Raw genomic sequence first — 24,965 nt, forward strand, 5'->3', positions numbered from 1 at the left:
GATCGCCCTCCGTGCGCCCGGCCGGGCGTCGGCGGAGGATGGTGCGTGGTCGGGGAGGTGATGGGGAGCAAGGAGCCGACGGGGTAGAGCGGTCAGGCAGCGGGGCCTCGTCTGCGGTCGGCGCCGGTCAGCACGATGCGCTCGGTCATCTCCGCCAGCCGGGAGGCGACCCGGTCGCCGACGGCTTGGCGCAGGTCACGGATGGCCAGGTTGGTGGTGATCAGCGTCGGCAACATCTGGTTGTAGCGGTGGTTCACCAGCCGGTACGTGATCTCCTCGGTCCACTCCGAGGTCTTGGACGCGCCGAGGTCGTCCAGGAGCAGCAGCGGGCAGCGGGACAGCGCGAGCAGTTCCCGCTCCGTGTCGACGCCTGCCCGGGGGCGCAGGCTCGCGTACATGTCGGCGGCGGTGGTGGCGTGCCACCGCACCCCGATCTCGGCACCCACGAGGCTGCGGACGGCGCCGTAGGCCAGGTGCGTCTTGCCCGTGCCGGTGGTACCGACGAGCAGGAGCGACGGGCCGGTGCGCACCTGGCAGCGGGCGCCCTTGCTGGGAGCGACCGCCTCCGAGGCGACGTTGCGAACCCACGCTTCGATCTGCGGGTGGTCGCCGATCGCGCTGCGGAAGCGCAGCGGAATCCGGGCCTCGGCCGCCTCCAGCGCGGCGATCGGCTCGGGGGTGTCGTGCACCTGGACGCTGGCAGGGTCGACGCCTCGGGCCGCCAGGATCCGGGCGATGCGGGTCATGGTGCCCTCACCGCCGAGCCGCTGAGGTTCGCGGTTGCGGTCGCGCATCACAGCTCCTCGGCGTAGGCGGCGGCAGCATCGACCGGGTTGGTCCACGCCGTGTGACCGGGAACGGTAGGCCGGTCTTCCGGCCGCACCAAGCGACCGCCCCCGGCGTTCATCGCCTCGTTCACCAGGCTCGGCAGCACCGAAGGGTGCATCGGCTTGGCCCGGAAGCGCTCCAGCCCCGCCCGGACGTGCTGCGGGTCGATGCCCTCGTCGAGCAGTTGCCGGACCTTCCGCCCGAGGTGACCGAGCACATCGCTGGGCGGGCGCTCGGCACATGCGGCGGCGTACTCGCCGATCAGATCTCGCGCCGATGGCGATGGTGCGGGCGCTGTGCGCCCCGAAGGATGAGGAGATCCAGGATCCAAGATCCTAGATCCAGGCGCCGAGGTCTCCCCAAGGGTTCGGGGAAGGTTCGGGGAAGCGCCGGCGAATGCCGCCTGACCTGCCGCCTCACGGTCATCGTGCGCGGGGTCGCCGACCGCCCGGCCCAGGGTGTGCCGCTGGCTGTCGCAGCCCTCGGCCTGGTGGTCGGGCCGCTCTGGAGCGGGCGGTACGGGGGCGGGAGCGGGCAGATCGAGGGTTCGGGGAGCATTCGGCGAGGCTTCGGGGAGAGCGCGGGCAGGGCTCGGCGGAACCTCGCTGGCCTCGGCCGGGACACCGGTACAGGCGCCCTTGCAGACGCCACACCGGTCGGTGGCGTGGTGCGCCAGGCAAGTGGGCAGCCGGGACTGGGAGGGCTTGTCGATCTTCTGGTGCTGCCCCCAGGCGGACACGTGCAGATAGCGGCGGCCGTCGCAGCCGGTGTACCGGCAGATCAGCCCGGCGTCGGCGAGTTGTTGGAGGTCGTCCTCGGCGTGGACGGCGGTGTGCTCGGCGCGCAGGGGCCACAGCAGGCCGTTGATGATCGCCGCGTTGTCGCGGAAGCGCCCTTGGTCGTCGGCCTGGGTCAGCAGGCCGAAGAACGTCCGCTCGGCGTTCACGCTCACCTCGGCGAGCGACTCGGAGATGAACGCCTCCGGCTTGATGGTGCGGATCCTCGCCATGCTCAGCGTCCCCGTCCTGCCGCGACCACGGCGGCGCGGCGAAGGCGGGCGGTGGCGAGGTCGAAGACGTACACGTCGCCCCAGGGGGCTTCTGGGTGCGTCCGGATGATCCAGCGGGCGGCGGTAACCGCCTGGATGCGGTTCAGTGCGATCGGCTCCCCCGCCGTGTCATAGGCGCGGGCGTGGGGGTGCGGCCACGCCTGGGTGGGGTCGTGGAGGGTCACACGGAATGTGGCGGCCCCGGGGATCATGTCCGCCAGCAGGTCAGCCAGGCGACGGTGCCGGGCGTCAGGCTCCGTGACGCTTCGGCTTCCGCTCCGGTGCTCGGGCATGCGAGTATCCTTCGCTGGTAGTGAGCGGCCCGGCTGTCTCTCGTGGAAAAGGTCCAGCTGAGCCGCTTGGTAGTGAATCCGCACCCCTTTGGGGGGCGGCCTGTCGGCGCCTGGGAGTTCCCGCTCCTGGGCGCCGCAGTTTTCCTGACTTATCCGGCCCGGTCGGTCTGCCCGTCCCGTATACGCGACTCCTTGCTGACATCCCTCCGGGCGGGTTGCCCGGCGAGCGACGACGAACATATGCGCAGGTCGTGCCAAGATCCAGACCTGTCCAGAGAACCCTCCACGACTCGCGGCGAGTACCGCTGCCCGGCCTGGGCGGACGCCCAGGCGCTGGAGGGTGAGTGCTGCAGGCCGCATGTGTACGCGTACGGGACGGTGGCCGGACCGCTGTCCGCAGCAGGAGACATGCGACATTCCTCTCGGGTTGGCCACTCCGCCGGCGCCGCGCCGAGGTGTGAATTGTCGGGTGCCAGTTGCCTTGGAATCGCTCCGTACCTGGGACAGTGCAGGCTCCCCTCCCCCTCCCTCCGGCCCCCGGAGGCGTCGGAGAGGCCGAAGGCGAAGATCGAGTGAGCGTGCTAGGCTCCCCGTCTTTCGCTAGGCTGAAGCTATTCCGACTCACCGAAAAAGTCAACGCGCCGATGTTCTTTCGATTCAGCGAAAAACGGGGGTGAGATGATGCCTTCTCGTCACTTCGACCGACGCCGTGTGCGCACGGTGCGGCGAGCGGCCGAGATCTCGCAGGCCGAGGTGGCTGCGGCCCTCGGCGTGGCCGACTCGACGGTCGCCGGCTGGGAATCCGGGGATGCGGTTCCCGATGCGGAGAAGCTGCCCGCTCTGGCCCACGTCCTCAACCGGAAGCTGGACGACCTCTTTCCGCGTACCGGGCTGCCCGATCTGACGGACCTGCGGTGCGATGCCGGCTACTACCAGTACGAGACAGCAGCGCTGATCGGAACGAAGAGCGCCGGACCGGTAGCGGGGGCCGAACGCGGGGAGCGGCGGCTCAAGGACAAGTACCTGCCGGCCCTGGCGACGGCTTATCGCGTGAGTGAGGAAGAGCTGCGGCGAGCGGAAGATCGCTCGATCGCCAAGGCGCAAGCGCAGGAGACGGAGGCCGGAGAACCTGAAGCGGCGGAGGCTGCCCCAACTTCTGTGCGGCCGCCCGGCACGCTGGCCGAAAAGATCACGCTGATTCTTGAGCGCTCATACCCCGGAGAGCAGGGGCCGCCCTCGGACGAGGAGATCGCCGCCGCGATCAATGCCCATGCCGGTTCGGAGGTCATCACCGAGGAAGGCGTTCGGGATCTGCGGACCGGCGCTGCGGAAACCGCGGCGCCGGTCGTCCTTGACGGACTGGCTGCGGTCGTCGGCGTGTCACGGATGTACTTCGAGCCGGATGATGCCGTCGCCCTTCAGGTCTATGAGGGGCTCCGGCTCCTGTCGGCGTCGAGGAAGGGAGCCGTAGGCCGGGTCAGGGGCCGCGGACTGGGGGCTGAAGGTCTACCGGCGAACGTCATGGAGTTCGTCAACGGCCTGGTCACGGAGCTGGAACAGAGAGAGCCGGAGGCGAACGAGTAACCCCTGTCCGGAGTTCTGCAGAGCCCCGGACAGGGCCGTCGGCGACTACTCCTGCGCAGTCGTCTTGCGCGGCTCATAGCGCCGGCCCGCGGTCACCACGGCCCGGACCGCCTTGAGCGCGTCGAGGTCTTCGAGAGGATCTCCGTCGATCACCAGCAGGTCGGCCCGGAAGCCGGGAGCGATCCGGCCCGTCGTCTTACCCAGCCCCAGCGCATCGGCCGCGTCCGTGGTCGCCATGTCGAGGATCTTGCTGTTCGGCAGGCCCAGGTACGCGTAGAACGACAGGGCCGAGGCCAGCCCGTCGAACCCGGCGCGCTGGACTCCGGCGTCGGTACCGGCGATGAGCTTGGCGCCGGCCTCCGCCATCTGCCGTACGAGATCGAACATGGCCGCGGCGCGCTCCTCGCCGAAGAAGCGGGGCAGCATCTGCCAGTGGGGGCTCACGGCCGGGCAGACGGCGATGCCCTGGTCGATGATCCGCTTCAGGACGTCCTGCCTGAGGTCGAATCCGTCGCTGGTCATCCACGTGCAGTGCTCGATCGTGTCCACACCCGCTTCGACGGCCGCGCTGATGCCGTCCGTACCGTGAGCGTGGACAGCCACTGGCACTCCGGCCTGGTGGGCCTCGTCTACGAGGGCGGCGAGTTCCTCGTGGGTGAACTGGCTCTGCCAGCTCTTGGGCCCGTCCTTGGTCAGGCCGCCCCCGCTCACCATCGCCTTGATCACGCCAGCACCCGCCGTGATGTTGCGCCGCACGAGGTCGCGGGCCTGGGCCACGCCGGAGACCTCGCCGCCGAGGAAGTGGCAGTGGCCGCCGATTGACGTCGCCGGCGTGCCTGCGGACACGATCCGAGGGCCGGGTGTGCTGCCGCTGGCGATCTCCTCAGCCAGTCGCAGCACGACGCCGTTGCGGTCTCCTAGGTCGCGTGCTGTCGTCACGCCGCTGTTCAGGAGCTGCTCCGCGCGGCGCCGGACGTCCTGCAGCAGGGTTTCGTCGTCCGAGTCGCGAAGAGCGGCCACGGGATCCGCGCTGCCATCGAACGCCAGGTGGACGTGGGCGTCGATGAGGCCGGGCAGGACCGTGGCTCCGGGGAACTCGAGGTGCATCACGTCCGAAGGGGCCTGCTCCGTGATCTCCGCACGCGGTCCCACTGCGGTGATCGAGTCGCCCTCGATGAGGACCGCGCCATCGTTCAGGTACGTCCCGGAGCCGACCAGGACTCGGCCAGCGGTAATCAGCATCGCGTCTCCTTGTTCCTTCGGTGGTTACTCGGACAGCCGCAGCGCGTCCGACACCGCGATCAGCTGACGGACATCCGCGTCCCGGTCGTCCTCCCGAGGAACGGCCAGCGGGACCGCCTGGCGTGGCGCAAGCGCACCCTTGCCCATCCTGTTCACGGCCTGGCGGAGGCGCTCGGCCAGCTCAGCGGGTTCGAGGTCGAGGACTTCCGTGTCCTCCGCCGTGTAGCCCAGGTAGGGGCTGATATCGACCAGCCCGTCACGACACTCCACTATCCGCCGGTGGTAGCGCCGATGCACGCCGCGCGCCCGCAACCGGTCCCGAAGTGCCGATGAAGCAGGCCGCAGCACGTTCTCGGGGTACGCCTCGGCGAGCAGCTGCCACAGCGGGGTGAGCCGCCGGTGGTCACGCCGGTGGCGGATCCAGAGCTTCAGGGACGCGATCCGGGTACGGGCCCCCGGGTAGGTGACGCCCGCCACGAAGAGCAGTATGGACACCACCAGCAGGAACGCCACGGCGGTCATGAACGGTTGCGGTACGGCTCCGCCGCTCCACCGGATAGCGACGATGACCGCGCGGACGGCGCTGGCCGCGGCCATTGCGGTGAGGCCGACAGCGGCCATCCACAGGCCCGTGGCGTGGGGGCGCCGCGACATGCGGGCATACCGGCGAGTCCACTGCCCGGCGACGCCCAGGGCGTACATGAGGTACAGCCCGGCGCCGCCGTAGAAGAAGGCGATCTGCGGGATCGTCATGTCCGCTGTGCTGAAGGAGCCCGCGAAGACCTCGTTCGAAACGGACTCGGCGGCAATGGTGATCGACACCGCTACGAGCACAACGATGACGGCTTCCCGCCGGGCCCGGAGCCGCCCGGCCTCTTCGTCGGCCGAGTACAGGTAGAAGCACATCAGGAAGTACACCGTCAGCAGGAGCAGCACGTTCTGAATCAGCTTCGCCGTGCCGTGCCCGGCCACGGTGTCGACCCCCGAGGCGCCGCCGGGCATGGCCACGGGGTAGGAGAGTGCAGCGCTCAGCAGACTCAGGGTGACGGAGCGGAGCGGGGCGTCGTGCGGGGCGCGCGACCACTGGTACAGCTTCCAGATCACGGCAGCCGCGATACCCAGGAGGAGCAGCTCGGTCACGGGTCAGAGCCACCCTCGCCGGTCGTCGAGGGCCGACTGAATGCGGCGCAGCGAAGGATCCTCCGACAACGGGGCGGCACGGTCGAGCACCGAGGACCACTCCAGGATGATCGTGGCCGCGAGCTCGACCTCACATTCCTCGCCGTCGTCGTACGAGCATCGCCGGGCCACCCGGCGGACCAGATCGGGATCGAGCACCGGAATCAGGGTCGCCCAGCCCTCGACGTAGTCGTCCGGATGCTCCTGCTGCTCGTCGGCCCCCTCATCCTCGGAGAGGAGGATGTGGCCCACTTCGTGCAGGATGATGTGCTCTTGGTGCAGGCGCGTGGTCTCCTGCTGGTAGAGGATCACGTCCATCTGGGGCGTGTCGACCCACAGCCCTGACGGTCCCGGCTTCTCCAGGGGGAACGCCCGAAGAACGATCGGGCGCCCGCGCCGCTCGCCCAGCGCCCGGCACAGCTCCTCCACATCCAACGGCGGCTTTATGCCGAGGTCCTGAAGTTCTCGCCGTAGCCGGCGATGCAGGTCCCTCTCGACCGTCCGCTTCTCAGCGGTGCGCCACCGTCCCAGCCACCGACGGCTCGCCTTGCCCCGCCCAGGCTCCCCGGATTCCGCCGCGCCGCCGGCACGTCTTCCCGACCACATCAGAAATCCCCTTCGTACCGGCCGCTGGCGGCTCTCACCGGAGCCGGGCGACAGCCACGCCCGAGTCATCGGCGTTCAGTTCCCGTGCTGGGCAGCGAGGACGAAAACGATCAGCTGTATCGAAGGACAACGCCGCAGCCGTTGAGCAGCGGCAAGTGGGCCGCACACGCATGTGTCCACACCTCACCCATACGTCATGATCGCGTACGCAAATCGGTACCCGCCGGCGAGGGTTGGTCCGGCGGAGTCTTCGTGAACACTTTGGAGATTACGTGAGCCCGAAGACAGGAATGGCCTGAAATCGACACCGAAACCGCGCCACAAGCCCTCGTCGTCGACGTGTCAAATCATCCCAAATTAGCCGCACCGAAAGCGGATCATGCCGCTGAACTGGCCCTTCAAGGTCCGACACGCACGCCCCAGTTGCGCCCTCCGGCGCGCACAGAAGTTGTCAATCCGAGACCTCCACGTCAATGGACAACTGGAAGATTTAGCTAGTAGTCGGCGTAAATCAACCCTGACCGTCGCACACAAAAGGGGGTGTGGTCGTCGTCACTTCGGGGCAGTTCGGGCATCACTCGCTATTACGCTTTCCAGCCATGTCAAGCGAAATACGCAACCGAGGCGATGACTACGTGGAGTTCTGGCGGGAGCACCACTTGTGCACCCTGACGACGGTTCGCCCTGACGGTAGTCCGCACGTTGTGCCTGTCGGGGTCACCGTTGACGCCGACGCCAACATCGCTCGGGTTATCACCCGCAAATCCAGCAAGAAAGTCGCCAACATCCTTGCCGTGCAACCCGGTCAGGCCCGAGTAGCCGTCTGCCAGGTCGACGGAGGGCGCTGGGCCACGCTGGAGGGCACAGCGGAAGTCCGCACGCACCCGGATGTCGTCAGCGACGCCGTGGCGCGCTACGGCAGCCGATACGGTCGGATGCCGGCTCCGGACCCTGAGCGCGTGGTCATCGAGATCACGGTCGAGCGAGCCATGGGCTACGTGGATGTGCCCAAGCCAAGGCCCGGACGTCGCTGACCAGGTGTCCTGTCCACGGTGGTGACAGCGCGTCTACAACATCAGCGCGAGCCAAGGACCGATCGCAGGCACTTCTCGCCGTGGTCCGCCGCCGGAACGAAAGGTACGCTCGCTGCCATGGCTGCGGTCGGTTGGGCGTACGAACTTGCGGAGTCCCTGCTCGCTGAGCCCCTGCCCCGCCGGTGGGCCCACAGCCGCGGTGTGGCGGCCCGCGCCGAGTCGCTGGCTCCGGTCCTCGGAGTGGATGCCGAGACGCTCGGAGCAGCCGCGGTGCTGCACGACATCGGGTACGCGCCGGCCGTGGCGCTGACGGGCTTCCACCTTCTGGACGGGGCTCGCCACCTGCGAACGCTGCCCGGGGTGGACGAGCGGGTCGTTCAGCTGGTGGCCAACCACTCCTTCGCCCCGCTCGAAGCCGAGGAGCGCGGGCTGCGGGAGACCCTGGCGGCAGAGTTTCCGCGGCCGGATGACGAACTCCTGGTGGATGCCCTGGTGTACTGCGACATGACCGTGCGCCACGAGGCGCTGAGTGACCGAGCGGGGATGAGAGGACCCCGCCGCCCGGCTGTCGCAGCAGCGGGGTAGAAGCCGAGGGCAGTCTGATCCGGGAGACGCCGGGGAGGGCGGGAAGCAGCCCTGACAACGACGGGACGCATCGGTACTGCCAGACGGTGCGGGTCCGGCTAGCGAGACGAGAAGGTGTACGAGAGGAACCAGTGTCGACATCCCGTAAGCGCAGTGCCGGCTCCAACCTGGCGGATCCGGGCCGGTGTGCAGTGCGTGACTGCCGAGTAGGTTGGGCGGTCAACTCCGAAGCCGGAGGGTTATGTCGGTGGGGAGGCCACGTTGAAAGCCTGCGGCGTAGGCGTGGCGATGCTGCCGGGACAGTAGCTGGGCATCTCACTCGTCGATCGGCACTCAGTGAACGTGGGAACCATCCGTGATCGCCCTACCGGTCCGGGCTTCCAGTCCGGACCGGGGGCAGGCCCGTCGTCGGCTGACGGTCGCGGGTGGGGCGGAGGCCCCGTAGTAGTCCGAGCGGAGGAAAGCTCCGTGCATGGCCAAGGGGGCCAGCAAGTCAGCGGAGAGGTTGCTGGAATGCCTGGAGGACGTTGGTGAATACCGATGAGCTGGAGCTTTCCCTGATCAGGGCTGAGCGCCGGGTACAGGAGATCCAGACCAAACTGCACCGTTGGGCGACCGACGATTCTGATCGCCGGTTCGATGATCTGCACAACCTTGTCTGCGATCCGGGCTTCCTGCTGGTGGCCTGGGCTCGTGTGCGGGGCAACAAGGGAGCGCGCACGGCCGGGGTGGACGGCGAGACCGCCTACTACGTCGAGTCCGTGAAAGGGGTCGAGGTCTTCCTCGGCCAGCTGCGGGACGAGTTGAAGGACCGCAGTTTCCGCCCGATCCCTGTGCGGGAGCGGATGATCCCCAAGCCGGGAACGACGAAGCGTCGCCGGTTAGGGATTCCCGCCCTGCGCGACCGGGTGGTCCAAGGTGCTCTCAAACTGGTCTTGGAGCCTGTGTTCGAGGCGGATTTCCTCCCGTGTTCCTACGGGTTCCGCCCCAAGCGCCGGGCCCACGACGCCGTGGCCGAGGTGCATTTCTTCGTGTCCCGCTCTTATGAGTGGATCGTGGAGGGGGACATCAAAGCCTGTTTCGACGAAATCTCGCATTCCGCCCTCATGGGCCGAATCCGGGAACGCGTCGGAGACAAGCGCGTCCTGGCCCTGGTGAAGGCGTTCCTCAAGGCGGGCATCCTCACCGAGGACGGCACGCTCGCGGAGACCCGGGCCGGAACCCCGCAGGGTGGGATTCTCTCCCCCGTGATCGCCAACGTCGCGCTGTCGGTACTCGACGAGCACTTCGCCGCGTATCGGCTTAACGGCAACGGGCTGGCCAGGCGGCGCTACCACGGTCTGCCGAACTGCCGACTTGTCCGCTATGCGGACGACTGGGTCCTGGCGGTTTCGGGGACACGGGAGCACGCCGAGGGCCTGTGCGCGGAAGCGGCGGAGGTCTTGTCCACGATGGGCCTGCGCCTGTCGCCGGAGAAGACGCTGATCACCCACATCGACAAGGGCCTCGACTTCCTCGGGTGGCGCATCCAGCGTCACCGCAAGCGGGGCACCGACAAGCACTATGTCTATGTCTACCCGGCCAAGAAGGCGCTGGTCGCCGTCATGGCCAAGATCAAGGCGCTGTGCTGGCAGGACAAGAACCTGCCGCTCGCGGTCCTGCTGCATCAGCTCACTTCGATGCTGCGGGGCTGGACCGCCTACTTCCGCTACGGCTGTTCCAGCAGGACCTTCCAGTATGTGAGGGCTTACCTGTGGCAGCGGGTCTTCGGATGGTTGCGCCGCAAGCACCCGAAGACGACCTGGAAGGAACTCCGCCGCCGCTTCACCAGCGACGGGTGGTGGCCCGCCGACGGGGAGGTGGTCTTGTTCAACCCGGGAGGAGTAGGCACGCGACGCTACTACTACCGGGGCACCAAGATCCCCACACCCTGGCCGACCGGTGCGTGACGAAAACGTCCCGTCCAACGGGGCTTGTGGAGAGCCGGATGCCCGGCCAACGGGCACGTCCGGTTCGGAGGGCGGGCCGGGGAAACGGGCTGGTGGGAACACCAGTACCGCGCCCCGGTCCGACCCCTACACCACACCCGACGGACTGCCGACGACGTCGCACGCGCGGGTGGACGAGATCCTCGGTCGCTACGGCACAGACAGCGTGGTCGGACGGTTCATCCGCCGGGCTGCACCCGCCATCCACGAGAGCGTGGCGCGGGTGCGAGCACGAGCTCACGAGGCCGGGCTGGCGCTGTAGGCCCCACTCAGCCCAGATAGGGGTAGTTGCCGGAGAGGTAGTGGCCGATCTGCTCCCGCATGCTGGCGTGGATGTCGAGGCCGTCGAGTTCCTCCGGCAGCACCCAGCGCACGCCGTCGGCCTCGTCGTTCACCGTCGGAGCTCCACCCACCGGGCGGCCGATGTAGGCGGCTTCGTACTGCTGCCGGATCTCTCCATCGGTGTACTCGATGATGTGTGCCGGGTTCGAGTAGACGCCGAGGAACCCCGTGACTTCGGCGACGATGCCGGTCTCTTCCTCACATTCGCGCACGGCGCACTGCGCGGGGCTCTCCCCGATGTCCTGGGCGCCACCCGGCAGGGCCCACTGCCCGGTGTCGCGACGCCGCTGGAGGAGGATCGCGCCGTCGTCGTTGACGACGAGGAGGTTGCTGGCCGGGATCAGGGTGTTGGCCTTGGGTGCCTTCGAGTCGTTGTAGTACTCAGTCCTGCCCACGCTGGTGGTACTCCTGACAGTCGGGCGCCCAAAGGACGCGCGGTGTGTTGGTCTGGGCGAAGAAGGTCCCGGAGAAGGCGAGAACGTCGACGTGCTTCACGGCTCCCAGCAGCAGCAAGATCCAGAGGTCCCTGGGCACGCTGGCCAGGTTCGGGTAGACCTCGACCATTTCCGACCGTAGCGCTTCGAGCTGCACCGGCGGCCACTTGCCGCAAACGCGCCAGACACTCCACGAGGCGCTCGACGGCCTGCCACCCGAGCCAGATGAACAGCGCACCGTCGTCCTCGGCGATCTCGCCGCGGTCGAAGCCGCCGACGGAAGGCCGAAGGAGGTATGCAGGTACACCATCCAGCTCTCGACCAGCCGGCGATCACCTGATACGCCATGGGCGTCGGCCGTATCCGCGAGGTCCGGCGCACGCTCGCCCCCTCGCATCCGTACCCTCGGTGATCGCCTCTACGACTGGACCACGACGGTCAGCGCCCTTCAGCGTTGAACTTGGCGATCTTCTCCGGCAGCTCCGCAAGCGAGTCGATGCGCATCGTCGTGATCGCATCCGCGTCCGGGTCACGCTGCTGGATCATGCCCCAGGGGCCACGCCGGATCAGAGCGGTCAGAAGCCCCGCCTGCACGGCCGGGCGGATGTCGTTGTCGAGCCGGTCACCGACGTACAGAATCTCGCCCGGCTCGGCAGGCGTCGCCTCGATGACACTCTCGAAGAACGTCACATCCGGCTTCGACACCCCCCAGTCGTCACTGGTGGCGATCATGTCGGAAGGGAGGTCCAGACCTCGCAGCAGGCCGCCGGCCCGCACGGTCTGATTTCCGGCAATGCCCACCCACAGCCCCAACTCGCGCAGAGCAGCCAGCGTGGGCCGCACGTCCGGGTACAGGTCGTCCTCGCCGAACCATTCCGGCTGTCCTGCAGCCGCGCGTTTCTCCCGCTCCTCGGTCAGGTCGAACCCGGGCCGAAACTGCTGGAACGTCTCCCGGTAGTCGCGCCCCTGAGCGATGACGGCCCCGAACATCGCCGCAAAGGTGTGCCGTGGAACCCCCAGCCAGTCCGCCCACGTCCCGTACTCCCGGGTTTCGTCAACAAGGCACTCACCCACGTCGAACACCACCGCACGAATCATGCTCCGCAGGCTAGACGGTACGTGCGCTGCTCGTACCGCTCATTCCCGCCGCCGTCCGACGCCGTCGCGACGTCCGCCCCGGACACCCAGTGGCCGCATCCCCGGCCTCCCTCCGTACGGGCGACCGGCCTCCTCGCTCCACTCGCGGATCAGCACACCAGCCGGACCTCAGCTCAACTGTCGGCAAACCTTGGAGCCGCCATACTCAAGACACCGGTTCGGGGACACGTGGACGGGGAACTCGGGATCCGGACCGAGGACCGGGGGATGGCCACTCCAGGAGGACGCGATGGTGTGGCACACCAGAATGGCCGGGGAATCAGCGGACTACCTCGCCGCCCGCGAAGAGCTGCGCCTGGCCGAGATCGAGCTCATGCGCCACCGCGAGAAGGTCGCGGCCCGGCGACGGGCCCTCCCGCAGGGGCCGCCCGTCGACGACTACGTCTTCCTCCAGGGCCCCGCCGACCTCGACGCCGGCGACACACCGGTCCGCGAGGTCACCCTGAGCGGGCTGTTCACCGCCCCGGACCGCCCGCTTATCGTCTACCACCTCATGTACGGCAAGCTCCAGACCGACCCCTGTCCGATGTGCACCCTATGGATCGACGGCTTCAACGGCATCGCCCACCACATCGCCCGCAACGCCGACTTCGCCGTCGCCGCAGCCGCCGGCCCGCCCGCCCTGCGGCAGCACGCCCGCACCCGCGGCTGGCGCCGGCTACGGCTCCTGAGCTGCGGCGACAGCACGTTCAAGTACGACCTGGGCAGCGAGGACGAGGACGGCGAACAGGACTCCACCATCTCCGTCTTCACCCGCGACGACGACAGCACAGTCCGCCATTTCTACTCCACCCACCCCCGCATGGCCGACGACATCGACCAGCGCGGCATCGACCTCCTGACCCCCGTCTGGCACCTCCTCGACCTGACCCCACAGGGCCGCGGCGACTGGTACCCGAGCCTCGACTACTGACCCGCGGATGGCAACTTACCGGAGGTGCACTGGTGCGCTACGTAACCTTACGGATGGCTTTGTTCACCAGTTTTGTTTTGACAGCACTTGTTCAGCAACGTTGTGTTCGATGTTCACAAGAAGCGACAGCACGCCGCCACGGGCTGGGGCGGCGCCAGCGCACACCCCGGCAGTACGGCCGGTTCACGGCCTGCGCGCGGCCGGTGCAAACAGGCCCTCCGGGTCGTACGCGGCACGGATGCGCTCGAGCCGCTCCTCGTGCGAGCCGAAGACCGCGCCCCGCAGCTCGCTCGCGTCCTCGTGGAGTCCGGCGAAGTTGACGTACGTCCCGCCGCTCGAGAACGGCTTCATCGCGTCCCATGCCGAGCGCGCCCACCCGATCGCGGCCTCGTCCAGCGCGGGATCCCGCCAGCCCGCGTCGATGCTCACGTTGTAGCGCGCGGACCGGTGCGCGAACGCGCTGTCATCGGGGCCCACGCGCGCCACAGCGCCGCCCAGGGTGCGGATGACGATCAGGCTCTCCGGAGTCGGCCGCCGGGAGTCCCAGTCCACCAGGGTCCGGATGGCCTCGTCCGTCAGGTCCTCCATGAAGTGCGACTTCATGAAGTAGCGTTCGCCGTCCGGGAACCGCCAGGTATTCGCGCTCTGCAGCGTGACGTACGGCACGGTTCCGCTCAGGTCCATGAGCGGCGGGCCCAGTTCGCGCTGCGGCGCCAGCGCGGCGGTGGCACCGTCACCTGGCGGGCCGCCGTACACGGCGCCGACCATCACGCAATTCGATCGGTGCAGTTCCTGCGGGATCGCGGGGTCGGCGGGGACGCTCCAGAGCAGGATCTCCGGTGTGACCGTCTCTGGCGCGGTGTACGTCGCGTCCCGCCATGCTCGCAGCACTTCCTCGGCGCGCTCGTACGGGTGGAGAACCAGCACCCCGGCCACCTCCGGACCGAGCGGATGAAGGCCGAACTCGAAGGACGTGACGACTCCCAGGCCCCGGCCCCCGCCGCGCGCGGCCCAGAACATGTCGGGCTCTTCCTCCCGGCTCGCCGTGCGCACCGTGCCGTCCGCGGTGACGATCTCCAGCGAGCGGATGCTGTCGCAGCTCAGCCCGAACGTCCGCATCACGAAACCGAGGCCGCCGCCGAGCGTGAGACCTGCGATCCCGGTCGCTGAGATCTCCCCGCCAGGCGTGACCAGCCCGTGCAGCTGGGTCTCACGGTCCAGTTCTCCCCAGGTCACGCCCGCCTGGGCACGCGCGGTGCGGGCCGAGGGGTCGACGTGCACGCCTTTCATGTGCGACAGGTCGATCACCAGCCCGTCGTCGCACACGGCGCTCCCCGCGACCTGGTGCCCGCCGCCGCGGATGCTCACGACCGGCCGGTGCTCGCGCGCGGCCGCTACCGCCTCGACGACGTCGGCGGTCCCGGCGCACCGGGCGATCACTGCGGGCCTGCGGTCGATCAGCCCGTTCCATACGGCCCGCGCCTCGTCGTAGCCAGGGTGACTGCGGTCGATCACCTCGCCGCGCAGCGAGGACCGGAGCCGTTCGGCCAGATCCTGTTCGCGTGCCTCTGTCTGCTCGCTCGGCATGGGTCTCACCTCTCCCGGGCGCGCGGTGCGAGCTGCTCCTCATTCCACGCTATGCCGGAGCGGACGCCCTGGCATTGTGGCGAGGCCGCCCCAATCCGGCCCAAGAAGGTGCCGCTTGAGAACGCGAAGTTCCCCTGTAGGCCCGCATTCGGAATGTCCTGTTCCGGTGCGGCGACCTGCGCTTTTCTCGGCTGTCTCATACGAGGGCCACGACATTCTGTCTCACGATCTTGTCGTCCCCTTGAGGTCGTCCGGGGCGCGGTCAGTAACCGTGCATGCCCCATCGCGGCGCGGCGTTCGCCGAGCCGGTCGGGGTCGGCAACGGGCTGCGGGCGCAGGCTCGAGCCGTCCGGGTCGTGGGTGTACTGCGTTCCGTACAACTGGGGTTCGTCGGCCGCGACCAGAACCCGGTCGGTGAGGTAGGCCAGGTAGCAGTGTGAGTGGCGCGGGTTCAGGGGCGGGTGGCGATGATGGCTTCGGTTCGTACGACTTCGTCGAAGGCGCCGTCGGGGTCGAACTCAGTAAGGGTCTGGCGCAGGTCGCGTTCCAAGGCGTCCCTGGGATTGCGTCGCCAGTCGATGTTGGAGATGTCCTGCTCGGAGGCGAGCTTGGGGTCGAACCACGGCACATTTACACACTTCGGCTGGCGTCGCCCAGACCCGTGATCAACGGTCGCGGCGCCTCAACGATGGCGCCCGGTGCGGAGTCGGATATCGATCGAGTCCTGGGCGGAGCAGCGCGGCGTCGCATCATTCTTCGAGGCGTTGCAGTCGTACTGCGCGGTTGTCGCCGTGGGTGGCAAGGCCGTCGGTAATGCGCTGGAGAGCCGCTCTGCTCGTGGAGGGAAGGCTGGGCAAGGCGTGCAGGGTCTCCAACCACTGCGGGAGTCCCCAGGAGCGTAAGGCGATGGCGGCGTACTGCCCGTCGATCAGTTCGTTGATCCATTGCAGTCCGGTGGTGGCTTGCCAGGGCGGTGGGGCGGTCTCGATCAGGCCAAGAAGTCCGTCGACGGCCTCGGGGGCGGCGCGGGCGGTGGGTATCCACCGAGCGACAAGAGGAGCGAGGGATTGAGGGCTGATCCAGTCGCGGCCTGCTGCAGCCAGGCTGACGGCGGGGTCGTTGTCTGTGATGTCCGGCTGCGGGCGGGGGATGAGGCCAGCGACGGCCTCGCGGTCCCAGTGGCTGTCGGTGCGGGGGCCGACGCCGACCTCGAGCGTGTCTAGGACCGTTTGCATCACGGATGGCCAGACGCGCGGCAGAGTACGGCGCAGGCTGGTGCCGTAGGTGCACAGCAGCGACAGATCGGTAAGGAGCTGGGCCAGGGCCTGGGGATGGGCGGTAAATGCCTGGAGATGGTCCTTGAGAGGATCGCAGGTCCCGTCGCCAGCCAGGGTGAGAAGTACCCGGGCGATCTGGCGGCGGCATTTTGTGAATGTGGCGGCGTCGTACCCTTTGGCTGCCCAGTGGACTGCGCCTGTGCGGTGCGCGTCCCAGAGCGCGTCGAGAAGCCGCTGCGCGCGTGGGGCGATGCAGCACTGCGCGCGCACAGCATCAGCGGCGGCGGTGATCGGTCCGGCGAGCCGGTTGACCAGAAGCTGGTCGGCCGTCGCTGTTCGCAGTGCGCGAGGGAGCGGGCCGGTGAGCGGTTCGATGGCGCGCTGCTGCAGGTCTGGGTCCCACGGGCCGAGCCGGCATTCGCGCAGCCCAGCCTCGACCGCATCCCAGGCTGTCTGGTGCCGACATCGGCCGCGGACAGATCCGTTACCGCGCAGGGTCGGCCAGAAGCGGAGCCATGGCAGCCATCGCCTTCCTTGATGTGGGTGGGCGTCGCAGGGGGCCCTCCAGACACGGGCCAGACCCAGGGGGAAGGCAGAGCGCACCTCGTCGAACAGGCTGGTCGCGCAGCGGGTCAGGGCCTGTTCGAGGGCGTCGTAGTCGATTCGTGCCGTGGCGAAGGCGGGCAGCAGTAGGAGCGGCACAGCGATGGCGGCTGAGCGGTCGGCGCCCATGGGGTACAGGCTCGACATGGCAGCGTACTCGTCCTCGTGCGGGTGCAGGGCGGCGTCGAGGACCAGGCCGGCTACCCAGTCGATGGCATCTTCGGCAAGGTCGATGTATCCGTCGGCATGCGCGACCATGGCCGCTGTAGCGGTTCCCACCATGGGGTCCATGGGGTACAACGAGCCCTGCTCGGGTGGATCGGCGGCGAGAGTCCGGGCCAGTTCCAGATCTTGGGCGAGGGTGTCGAGCGGGGCTGACCTGTCTTCGTTGACGGCGTACGTCATCAGCAGCCGGGTCGCTTGCTGGCCTCGTGCGAGTTCTGCATTCTCGGCGGCGAGTCCTGCGACGACGTCGGGGGGCGGTTCGTAGTGCAGGCCGTGACGGCCGTCGCCCAGTTCGACGAAGTGATAATTGTGTGCCTGCAGCCGACCCGCCCACCCTTTGATCACCGTAAGGGTGCTGCTCTCGGTGCCGATCTGTTCTCCGAATACCTGGTCACCGGCGTGGCGCAGCAGTTCGTCCCCGAGACCGTGGAGGACGGTGAGGCGCTCCTGGTTTCCAGCGAGAAGGGCCGTGACCATCATCTGTGTGGAGACTTCGAGGAAGCTGAGGCGGCGTCTGTCGCGGCCGGTGACATCGGCTGGGTCTGGGCCTTGGACGTGGAGGTTGTTCTCGGCCAGGGCGCGTAGGGTCTCCAAATGCCAGATTTCCGGCCGGATCAGCCAGCAGTCCAGCTCCGTGCCAGCACGCTCCAGGTAGCGTACCAGCAGGCCGACGACGAGACCGGGCATGGCCAGGTTCCCGCAGCCGCGCAGCAGCAGCTCGGTGACCTTGCTCAGCGGCAGACCGAACCTCTCGATCAGATGGTCGGCGAACATTTCGACGGCGAGGAGCGCGCTCATGCACGGGTACGGGCCGACGCTGGTGCCGCGGTACCAGGACCATACGTGTTCATCGCCGACGCACAGTCGATGCTCGGTTCCGGGAAGATCGAGTTCCAGTCCCTCCGACCCCCGTTGCTCATAGCCGGTTGAGAGGGAGGCAAGGCGCCCGACACGCGTCGTGGCCGCGTGGTCCAGTAGACGGTGGATCATCTGGAGGGTCTCGGTCGGATTGACGGCGAGGAGAGGGAAGAACGGGCCGAAGTCCCACCTCGCCATCGGGCCGAAGGCCCCGAATGTCCTGGTGTGTCCGCGTACTCCCTCGTCCAGGGGGTCGGGCTGGGAGTACCAGGGGTCTCCGGTGCGAGGCTTTTTGATGTAGTACGCCTCGGTCAGCGACAGCAGCAGCTCTGGGCGGGTACGCGACATCGACCATGCGACATGCCCCGATTCGACGGCGGGTGCCAGGAAGCCGCCGCCGTTTTCGGCGAGGGCGTGCAGGAAGCCTTCCGCTCGGGTGTCCAGGTCCGCACCGAGCATCGCGATCGCCTCGACGGCGAACTCGTCGTGTTGTGCCGGCTCGGCATCCAGCAGCACATCGCGGACCTGCTGGCGAAGCGGAAGGGCCTCGGCGTTTGCGGCGGCCAGGCCGCGGAGCCAGGCCAGCGCCAGTTTCCGTACCAAGGAAGCGATCCCGGGCGATGTGTAGGGGACGTCCCCGTTGTCCGGGTAGAGGCCGGTGCCGTAGGTGAGTTCCACGAGGGGCGCCAGGATCACTGGGTCGCCGACTCCGTGGCGGCTGTGCCCGTCCATGGCCAGGCGGAGCAACAGGGCCAGCCGGTCTGGGGGCTCTTCGGTGAGGGCGGGCCAGGCGGCGGTCAGGGCCTCGGCAGCCGAGCCGAGGGTGAGCAAGGCCTCGAAGGGGAGTTCCCCCCACCGGTCACCGTAGTCAACCGCGAGGAGGTCGAAGACCTGTTGGAGGCGGCGTCGCGTCGGCTCGCTATCCGAACGGGCATCGGCGAGTGTCGCCTGGCAGGCCAAGCGCACCGCGCGCAGTGTCCACCGCGGGGCGCCAGCGGCTTCCAGCAGCTCCCAGCCATCGGTGAGCAGAAGATGGGCGACCGCGAGGTCGCGGACGAGATCGCTGGCGAAATCGTCGGCGGGCCTCCATGCACGGTGCGGGCCAGCGGGTAGCAGGAGCCCGTCCGAGCGTAGCGATGGCAGCGCCGCCGGATCCGGTGCCGCAAGAGGCGTGGAGTCGGGCAGCAGACGTCGGCGGGCGAGAGCGACCATCGCCTGTTCCCTATCATCGGGCGATGGGCCGCCCGCAGGTGCGTCTTCGCCGCGGCGGACCAGCTGGCTCCAGACCGCGGCAAACACATCCGCCTCCGAGAGCGCGCCGTCAGGCAGCTCCTGCGTGGCGTCGGACCGCAGCAGCAGATCGACCAGTCCCGGCCGACCCAGCAGCCAGGCCGCGCGAGGCTGTTGCCGGAACCGGGCCACGGCGGGGAACGTCTGGGTCAGTTGCTCCGTCTCGGCATGGGTCAGCCGTGGTACCTCGTGCTCGGCAGGCCGTGAGCCGGAAAGGACCAGGTCTATGGCGTCCGCCGCGTGTCGCAGGGCGTCTGACACCGCCCGTGCCGCGTCGGCCCGGGTCACCGCGGCCACCCCGAAGCCAGCTCGCAGAGCGGCAGCCGCCAGGTCCGTGAGCAGTTGCCCACGGCCTTCCAGCACTGCTTCCGCACCGTCGATGACCAGCAGCCGAAACGGGATGGCTTCCGCCTCTTGCAGGACTTCACTCAGAGGTGCGCCGAGTTCGGATTCCACGGCGGTCACAGAGGAAGGCAGGTCCCGCAGGTCAACGCACGCCGCGGTGGCATCGGCCTGCCTCAAGTCCTCCACTGCGCGCAAGGTGAGTGCGGACTTGCCAACGTCCGGCTCGCCGAGGATGACCAGCGTGCCGGGGCCGGAGGCGGCTTCGGTGAGTCTCTGCACCAGGTCATGACGGGCGCTGCCGCGGTCGAGTTCAAGGTGGCTGTGCGTGTCGGTCAGGCGCGGGCGGGTGTGGTCACGCAGCATCCCGGCGTACCGGTCAAGGATCTTCCAGGCGGAGCTGGATGGCGGGGCTACGTCCGGCAGGTCTTCCGGGGTCAGGCTGCATCCCAGCGTCGCCTCCAGCCTTTCGAGTTCGTGTGGAGAGAGCTGTCTGGCCCAGCGGTCGACTCTGTGCGCGGCGAGGCGGCCGGGGCCGTCGGAGAGGTGGTGTTTGCCGATAATGCCGATGATTCTGCCGCTGCTGAACACAGCAGCGCCCGACATTCCTTCCCAAGGAGAGGTCTGCGGGTCCGGGGACGCGGCGGGTGGGGTGACGGTCAGGTCGAGAGTGCCTTCGCGCCGGTTGGAGAGCGCCGCGCAGGTGGCGTTGATGTGTTCGGAGTCCCTGTAGCGCGTGCCGTCTTCGTCATTACGGAGTTTGAAACGCGGGAATCCGGTGGCGCTGCAGTGCAGTTCGACGTCGCGCTCGTCGATCCGGGCGAAGGTGGAGGGCGTGAGATGCCCTGTGTCCCTGTCGGTGCCCGGGAGGGTGAGGACGGCGGTGTCGATCGCCGGGTGTGCCCATTCCACCATTGCTTCGGCTGTCCGCTCGTCGGGCTGGTCGGCGTCGAAGCGGACCCGGATACCGGCAGCTTCCGCGACGACGTGAGCTGCGGTCAGTACCTTGCCGGCCGATACGAGGTAGCCGGAACCACGGCGGCCTCGGCCGTCCGGCAGAGTGACGAGAATCTCCGCCACGCGTTCGGCTCGCAGCCCGGCCATGCCCACCATGTCGCGGTCAGCGTTCGCCGTCGGCCTCATCTCCCGCGATCAGGACAGCCCGCTGTGTCCCGTCCGGCGCCACCAGCTTCGGCTGCAGAGTAAGACTAATCCGGTGCGTCTCCGACGTGGCGGATTTGCCGCCCGCGTTCGCCTCGACGACCCAGAATCGGACCTTCCCTCCCGCCCCGGCCTCACGGTCCACCGCCACGCTCGCCTCGACCTCCACCGGGCCGAGCTCGAACCGGACCGGACCAGCCGCGCCGTCCGCCATCGCGGTGTTCAGCTCCTGCCGCAACTGCCGGATCATCTCGGACAGTTCGATCACGCTCTACTCCTCCCCACCGCGCCAGCGCCGCAAAGCATAGCGGCGACCCAGCCCGAGCAGGGTCGGCCTACCGGAGATGAGACCAAGGCCGAACGCGCCTGGCCCGGAAGGACGCAGGCAGATCTGAGGGCGCCCCGGGCCTGGGCGGCGGCCTTTCCGAAGCGCCTACTTCGGCGATATCTGTGCGGTCCGATCGGCGCTGATCTCCAGGCCGCGATGTGTGAAGACGATGTTGCGGACACGTTCTACGGCTTCGGGAGCGATGCGGGCCAGGGGAGGCAAAGCCTGGTGCCAGCCATCGCCAGCGAGTGCGTCTGCCAGGAAACGCAGTGCGGCACCAGAACTCCCTGCTGTGCCGGGAGGCATCTCCAGCAGGGCAAGCGTCCCGAGCGTCCGGGTGAAGTCAGACGCCGACCACATGACTGCCGGTGTCCGGGTGAGGTACGCGGCGACAGCCGCGAGCGCCTCGGCACGGTCGTACGGCACATTGTGGCGGCTCGCGCTGCGTCGGGCGGCGTCGTAGTTCCCGAAGACTGCGTGGGCGATCGCGAAACCTGCGGTTGGCAACTCCCACGGAGGAACGCTCGCCCGCCCCTTCTCCCAAGCCTCCAACAGCATGCGGGCATCCTCACGCTGCTCTCGGGCAGCCAGAACGACCACCACGAGGATGTCCTCCACCTCCAGCGACGCCTTCTTCATGGCACTGCGCTCTGACCACACTTGCTCGATTGCCTGGTGAAGGCGGTCTCTGCACTTCGCGTCCACACCACCGATGGCTGCGAGGAGTTCTGCCAGCCGAGCGATACGGCCTCCGAGGCCACCTGACCCAGCATCTGCGGTCAGCAGGCGCTCTCGTTCCCGGTCAACAAGTTCCGTGGCAGTGGCAATGGCAGATGCGTGGGCGCGCAGTCCGGCCGCCACGGCGATGAGCGCACGTCGGCTCCGGCCGCTGTCCGGTTCATGAACCTCGGCGGCGAGTGACAGAGCAGCCTCGCGTTCTCCCACGTGTGCCAGAGCCTGTGCGGCGGCGCTCTGCACGGCCGCCACGGCCTGGCCAGGGGCGCCCTGGAGAAAGGTGAAGTTGCCGACGCCCTCCAGTGTCCGGGAGCGATCGGCTGTCTCGTGCGCGAGCCGTCGTGCTTCAGCGAGATGCCCCGCGGCCGCGGCTGAGGCGGCGACGGTCGCCAGTGCCCGTACCTGCTCGATCGGGACCCGAAGGCTCCTGGCCAGCCGTTCTCCGTCGGCGTGCCAGCCGGCCGTGGCTAGGGCTTCGCAAAGAGGGATCAGCCACGTTTGCCGCGTCCGGCCATTACGAGGGGATGCCGCGAACGCTGCAAGGGCCTCATGCAGGCGACTCTTCGCCTCGTCTGGTTGTCCCTGCTCCGCGAGGCGGCATGCCTGTTGGGCCAGGGCCTCTGCGGTTGACTCCACCTCCAGGCTGTTCGCGGCGTCGGCGATCGCGGCGCAAGCCCCGGCGAGCACGTCCATGCCGAATGGGCCCGTTTGCATGTTCTCGGGTACGCAGGCCACCAGCTCGCGAGCCTCTTCCACCGCCCCGGTATCCACGAGCGCTTGAGTCACGCTCGTCAGCATGAGTCCGCTAAGGATGGACAGACTTGTCGCGTCATCGCGTGGCAACGTTTCGGGAGCACGTAGCGCGGCTCCCAACCGCCGTGCTGCTCGGTGCGCCAATGTGGCTGCCTCATCGGGGTGGTCTGCCGCCAGTGCCGAGGCGGCGGTGGCATGAACGGCGCACGCCTCAAGTCCCGCCGGGAACGTCTTCGCGTATTGCCTGATCCGTTCATAGAGCCGGGATGCTCGCGCGGAGTCGGCGGCTTGGGCGACGCCTGCCAACGCCGTAACGGGCGCGGTCGGGTCCGAGGGTGAATCAGATGCCAGTTCGTCAGCGTAGCGCTCGGCTTGGTCCAGCAATTCTTCAGCCAGCTCGGGACTGTAGGAGCGGGCGAGGACGGATGCTTCTGCTGTCTTCTCGCACTTGAGCGTCTCGCCCACGCCGGCCGGGAGCCAAAGGGAATCGAGTAGATCGCGCCCTTCACGGTCCTGGCCGACTGAGATCAGTGCCACAGCGGCTGCGCCCGCAGCGACTTCAGCTTCGTACTCATCACCGTTCGACGGCGCCGATTCCCGGCGGGCCCGCTCGGCCCACCGGGCAGCCTCCTGCGCCGTCCGGACGGCGTGGCCGTCACCGACGCTCGCAAACGCGCGCGTCACCTTCGCCAACCGGATGGCCCTGTCCTCCGGATACGGAGCAGCCAGCGCCAGATCCAGGGCACGCTGCGGGTATCCCAGCCGAGCGAAGGCCACCGGAATACTCAACGGCAAGGCCCTGGCATCGTCGTGGAGCAGGTCACGCGAAACGGCGAGCGCCGCCATCGTGGCGAGATCGCCGGGAGCTTCATCCTCGATCACCTGACGGGCCAGCTCAATTTCAGACAACGCCGCATCAACTGCCGCCCGGGCCAGGAGAACCCGCTGACGACGTGGATCGAGGACGAGGGACACCAACCGCTCGGTGCCGCCCGAGCGGCGGAGCATACGCGAGTAGTCATAAAGAAGGTAGGGCGGGGTGTCAGCAGGCCAGCCCTTGGCCCTGTAATCATCCGCCCACGCGTGCAGCCGAGCCTCGTACGTGGCCACAGCGGTATCCCCCAGCTCGGCCAGGGCCCGCCGGCGCAGCTCTTCGTGCCCCAGGACGTGCGCCCGCAAGTCATTCTCCGCGTCCGCCACAAGAACATGACCGCTCTGGTTGGGCACGAAGCTCCGTCCGGTGATGCCGCGAAGCCGTTTGCGCACCTGGTAGGGCCGGGCACCGACCAGGTCGGCCAGGTCCTTGTCGGTCAGGCCGCCCCGCGCCACCGCCAACATTCCGAGCAGGTCGTTGCCAAGGGGCTCATCGTCCAGGAGCCGCTGCAGTTCCCGACCGGCCATATCGCTGATGGCCCGCGCGTGAGGTGAAGCGGCCAGCGTGCGGACGATACCCGCGTCACGAAGGGGATGATCCCAGAGGACGCCGTCGGGTACGAGCGGGTTGGGTCGGCCCGTGACCACCACGCGCATGCCCATGGGCGGCTTCTTCGGCAACAGGGAGGCGATACTGAACCCACCGGGACCGGCACCCCGATCCTCGTCCAGGCCGTCCACCATCAGCACCAGCCGCCGTCCGCGCGCGCGACAAGCCTCCGCAGCGGCCTCGCAGAGCCCAGGCAATGCCTCCGCCCGGCTGCCCGGGGGTACCGAGTCCCGGCCGGCGACAGCAGCCAGCTGCCTCGTCACCCCTTCGAGAAACAGGTCACGGTCGTTGTTGTCCAGGCGATCGGCGATGAAGTAGCTCACCACATCCACGTCCGCCGGCCTGTGCCGGGTGACGAACTCCGAGATCAGGGCAGATTTACCGGCCCACGGCTCAGCCTGCCACCAGGCATACCTGGACTCACCCTCGACATCGTCAGCGGTGCAGAACACCTCCAACTCCCGCAACTCGCCGTCCCGGTCCAGTAGGCGGGCAGGGAGGATGAACTGCTCGATCCATGCCGAATGGCTGTGGAAGACCCTGTCTCGATGTTCGAACACCGGATCCTGCTCCAGCGTCCCAGAGCCTGCGGGTCGGACGGGCGGTAGGGAGCGGTCCGTTGGCTGCTTCGTCGCTGCGGACATGTCCCGTTCGGTGGCCGCTCTCTGACGCAGGTTACGCCACCAGTTGACCCCCTTTGCGGGGAAGCCGTTCCTCTGTGCCTTCGGTTCGAGCAGCGAGATCAGGTACTGGAAGGGCCATTCGTCCTCAGGGACGTACTCACCATTGAGCCAGCCGCTGAGCTTGCTTCTGCCCAGGTGCGCTACCAGAGTCTGCTGCCTGCCCCGCGTGTCGATCTGGGTGTAGGAGAAGTTGGAGGCGTCCTTCAGCTTCCGCAGTTCCGCGGCCAGCCGGTCTTGTGCCGACGTCTCCCCCATGGGTCTCCCTTGTTCAGTCCGAACCCCTGCTGAACGCTATTCTCCCGCGCGCTGGCCTGGCCTGACGCCCTGTTCAGCGGTTCAGGCCCCTCGCTGAACACTCCAGCGTTCCGGCTTCTTTGTCGTCGTCACACCACGACGACACCGAGGA

20 protein-coding genes are annotated in these 24,965 nt (G+C 68.3%); 6 read left to right on the forward strand and 14 right to left on the reverse strand.

Annotated elements, in window-relative coordinates; all coding sequences use genetic code 11:
• Positions 1-92: 92 nt before the first annotated feature.
• From ACZ79I_RS11435 to ACZ79I_RS11445, 3 genes are read right to left on the reverse strand one after another with little or no spacing between them, the layout of a single operon-like run.
• Positions 93-794 (reverse strand): ATP-binding protein, encoded by a 702-nt coding sequence (locus ACZ79I_RS11435; RefSeq protein WP_471496634.1) that lies wholly within the window; start codon positions 792-794, stop codon positions 93-95.
• Positions 794-1,837, reverse strand: a complete 1,044-nt coding sequence (locus ACZ79I_RS11440; RefSeq protein ID WP_471496636.1) for a hypothetical protein — start codon at positions 1,835-1,837, stop codon at positions 794-796. The genes ACZ79I_RS11435 and ACZ79I_RS11440 overlap by 1 nt, the downstream gene beginning before the upstream one ends.
• Positions 1,838-1,839: 2 nt before the next feature.
• Entirely contained in the window at positions 1,840-2,169 is a 330-nt protein-coding gene (locus tag ACZ79I_RS11445) for a transcriptional regulator (protein WP_471496638.1), read from the reverse strand.
• Between the two features lie 711 nt (positions 2,170-2,880).
• On the opposite strand from ACZ79I_RS11445, the gene ACZ79I_RS11450 reads away from it, so the two are divergent.
• On the forward strand, positions 2,881-3,753 hold the full coding sequence (locus ACZ79I_RS11450; protein ID WP_471496639.1) for a helix-turn-helix transcriptional regulator: 873 nt from the start codon (positions 2,881-2,883) through the stop codon (positions 3,751-3,753).
• Positions 3,754-3,798: 45 nt separating this feature from the next.
• Here ACZ79I_RS11450 and ACZ79I_RS11455 read toward each other — a convergent pair whose 3' ends face one another.
• From ACZ79I_RS11455 to ACZ79I_RS11465, 3 genes are read right to left on the reverse strand one after another with little or no spacing between them, the layout of a single operon-like run.
• Positions 3,799-4,995, reverse strand: a complete 1,197-nt coding sequence (locus tag ACZ79I_RS11455) for an amidohydrolase family protein (protein ID WP_471496641.1) — start codon at positions 4,993-4,995, stop codon at positions 3,799-3,801.
• 24 nt (positions 4,996-5,019) lie between these two features.
• Complete coding sequence (locus ACZ79I_RS11460; RefSeq protein ID WP_471496642.1) at positions 5,020-6,135, reverse strand: MAB_1171c family putative transporter; 1,116 nt, start codon at positions 6,133-6,135, stop codon at positions 5,020-5,022.
• A gap of 3 nt (positions 6,136-6,138) precedes the next feature.
• Positions 6,139-6,603, reverse strand: a complete 465-nt coding sequence (locus ACZ79I_RS11465) for a hypothetical protein (protein ID WP_471504876.1) — start codon at positions 6,601-6,603, stop codon at positions 6,139-6,141.
• A gap of 776 nt (positions 6,604-7,379) precedes the next feature.
• Here ACZ79I_RS11465 and ACZ79I_RS11470 point away from each other — a divergent pair.
• The 3 genes from ACZ79I_RS11470 to ltrA all read left to right on the forward strand — a co-directional run bounded on the left by ACZ79I_RS11470 (position 7,380) and on the right by ltrA (position 10,348).
• A complete protein-coding gene (locus ACZ79I_RS11470; protein WP_471496644.1) occupies positions 7,380-7,814 on the forward strand; it encodes a pyridoxamine 5'-phosphate oxidase family protein in 435 nt (144 codons plus the stop codon).
• Positions 7,815-7,931: 117 nt separating this feature from the next.
• Entirely contained in the window at positions 7,932-8,399 is a 468-nt protein-coding gene (locus ACZ79I_RS11475; RefSeq protein WP_471496646.1) for an HD domain-containing protein, read from the forward strand.
• 530 nt (positions 8,400-8,929) lie between these two features.
• Positions 8,930-10,348, forward strand: a complete 1,419-nt coding sequence (gene ltrA / locus ACZ79I_RS11480; RefSeq protein WP_471496648.1) for a group II intron reverse transcriptase/maturase — start codon at positions 8,930-8,932, stop codon at positions 10,346-10,348.
• Positions 10,349-10,656: 308 nt separating this feature from the next.
• On the opposite strand, the gene ACZ79I_RS11485 is transcribed toward ltrA, so the two are convergent.
• The 3 genes from ACZ79I_RS11485 to ACZ79I_RS11495 form a co-directional block, all read right to left on the reverse strand.
• The gene (locus tag ACZ79I_RS11485; protein ID WP_471496650.1) at positions 10,657-11,124 is read right to left on the reverse strand and encodes an NUDIX hydrolase; all 468 of its coding nucleotides are present in this window, start codon (positions 11,122-11,124) and stop codon (positions 10,657-10,659) included.
• Positions 11,111-11,293 carry a hypothetical protein gene (locus ACZ79I_RS11490; protein WP_471496651.1) on the reverse strand — a complete coding sequence of 61 codons (183 nt, stop codon included), beginning with the start codon at positions 11,291-11,293 and terminating at the stop codon, positions 11,111-11,113. Before ACZ79I_RS11490 ends, ACZ79I_RS11485 begins: the two co-directional genes overlap by 14 nt.
• A 308-nt stretch (positions 11,294-11,601) precedes the next feature.
• Positions 11,602-12,261: an HAD family hydrolase gene (locus ACZ79I_RS11495; RefSeq protein WP_471496653.1), complete on the reverse strand. Its 660-nt coding sequence runs from the start codon at positions 12,259-12,261 to the stop codon at positions 11,602-11,604.
• 289 nt (positions 12,262-12,550) lie between these two features.
• Here ACZ79I_RS11495 and ACZ79I_RS11500 point away from each other — a divergent pair, with 289 nt between their 5' ends.
• Positions 12,551-13,234, forward strand: coding sequence for a DUF899 family protein (locus tag ACZ79I_RS11500; RefSeq protein ID WP_471496654.1), 684 nt, complete (start codon positions 12,551-12,553; stop codon positions 13,232-13,234).
• Between the two features lie 183 nt (positions 13,235-13,417).
• Here the strand turns inward: ACZ79I_RS11500 and ACZ79I_RS11505 are convergent, their stop codons facing one another.
• Positions 13,418-14,821: an FAD-binding oxidoreductase gene (locus ACZ79I_RS11505; RefSeq protein WP_471496656.1), complete on the reverse strand. Its 1,404-nt coding sequence runs from the start codon at positions 14,819-14,821 to the stop codon at positions 13,418-13,420.
• A 275-nt stretch (positions 14,822-15,096) separates the two neighbouring features.
• On the opposite strand from ACZ79I_RS11505, the gene ACZ79I_RS11510 reads away from it, so the two are divergent.
• Positions 15,097-15,261: a hypothetical protein gene (locus ACZ79I_RS11510; protein WP_471496657.1), complete on the forward strand. Its 165-nt coding sequence runs from the start codon at positions 15,097-15,099 to the stop codon at positions 15,259-15,261.
• 11 nt (positions 15,262-15,272) lie between these two features.
• Here ACZ79I_RS11510 and ACZ79I_RS11515 read toward each other — a convergent pair whose 3' ends face one another.
• The 4 genes from ACZ79I_RS11515 to ACZ79I_RS11530 form a co-directional block, all read right to left on the reverse strand.
• Complete coding sequence (locus ACZ79I_RS11515; protein WP_471496659.1) at positions 15,273-15,449, reverse strand: hypothetical protein; 177 nt, start codon at positions 15,447-15,449, stop codon at positions 15,273-15,275.
• A gap of 121 nt (positions 15,450-15,570) precedes the next feature.
• Positions 15,571-20,520, reverse strand: a complete 4,950-nt coding sequence (locus ACZ79I_RS11520; RefSeq protein WP_471496661.1) for a trypsin-like peptidase domain-containing protein — start codon at positions 20,518-20,520, stop codon at positions 15,571-15,573.
• Positions 20,521-20,536: 16 nt separating this feature from the next.
• A complete protein-coding gene (locus ACZ79I_RS11525; RefSeq protein WP_466900140.1) occupies positions 20,537-20,845 on the reverse strand; it encodes a trypco2 family protein in 309 nt (102 codons plus the stop codon).
• Between the two features lie 165 nt (positions 20,846-21,010).
• Complete coding sequence (locus ACZ79I_RS11530) at positions 21,011-24,814, reverse strand: hypothetical protein (RefSeq protein WP_471496663.1); 3,804 nt, start codon at positions 24,812-24,814, stop codon at positions 21,011-21,013.
• Positions 24,815-24,965: the final 151 nt, after the last annotated feature.

It is taken from the genome of Streptomyces sp. PSU-S4-23, assembly GCF_055632315.1.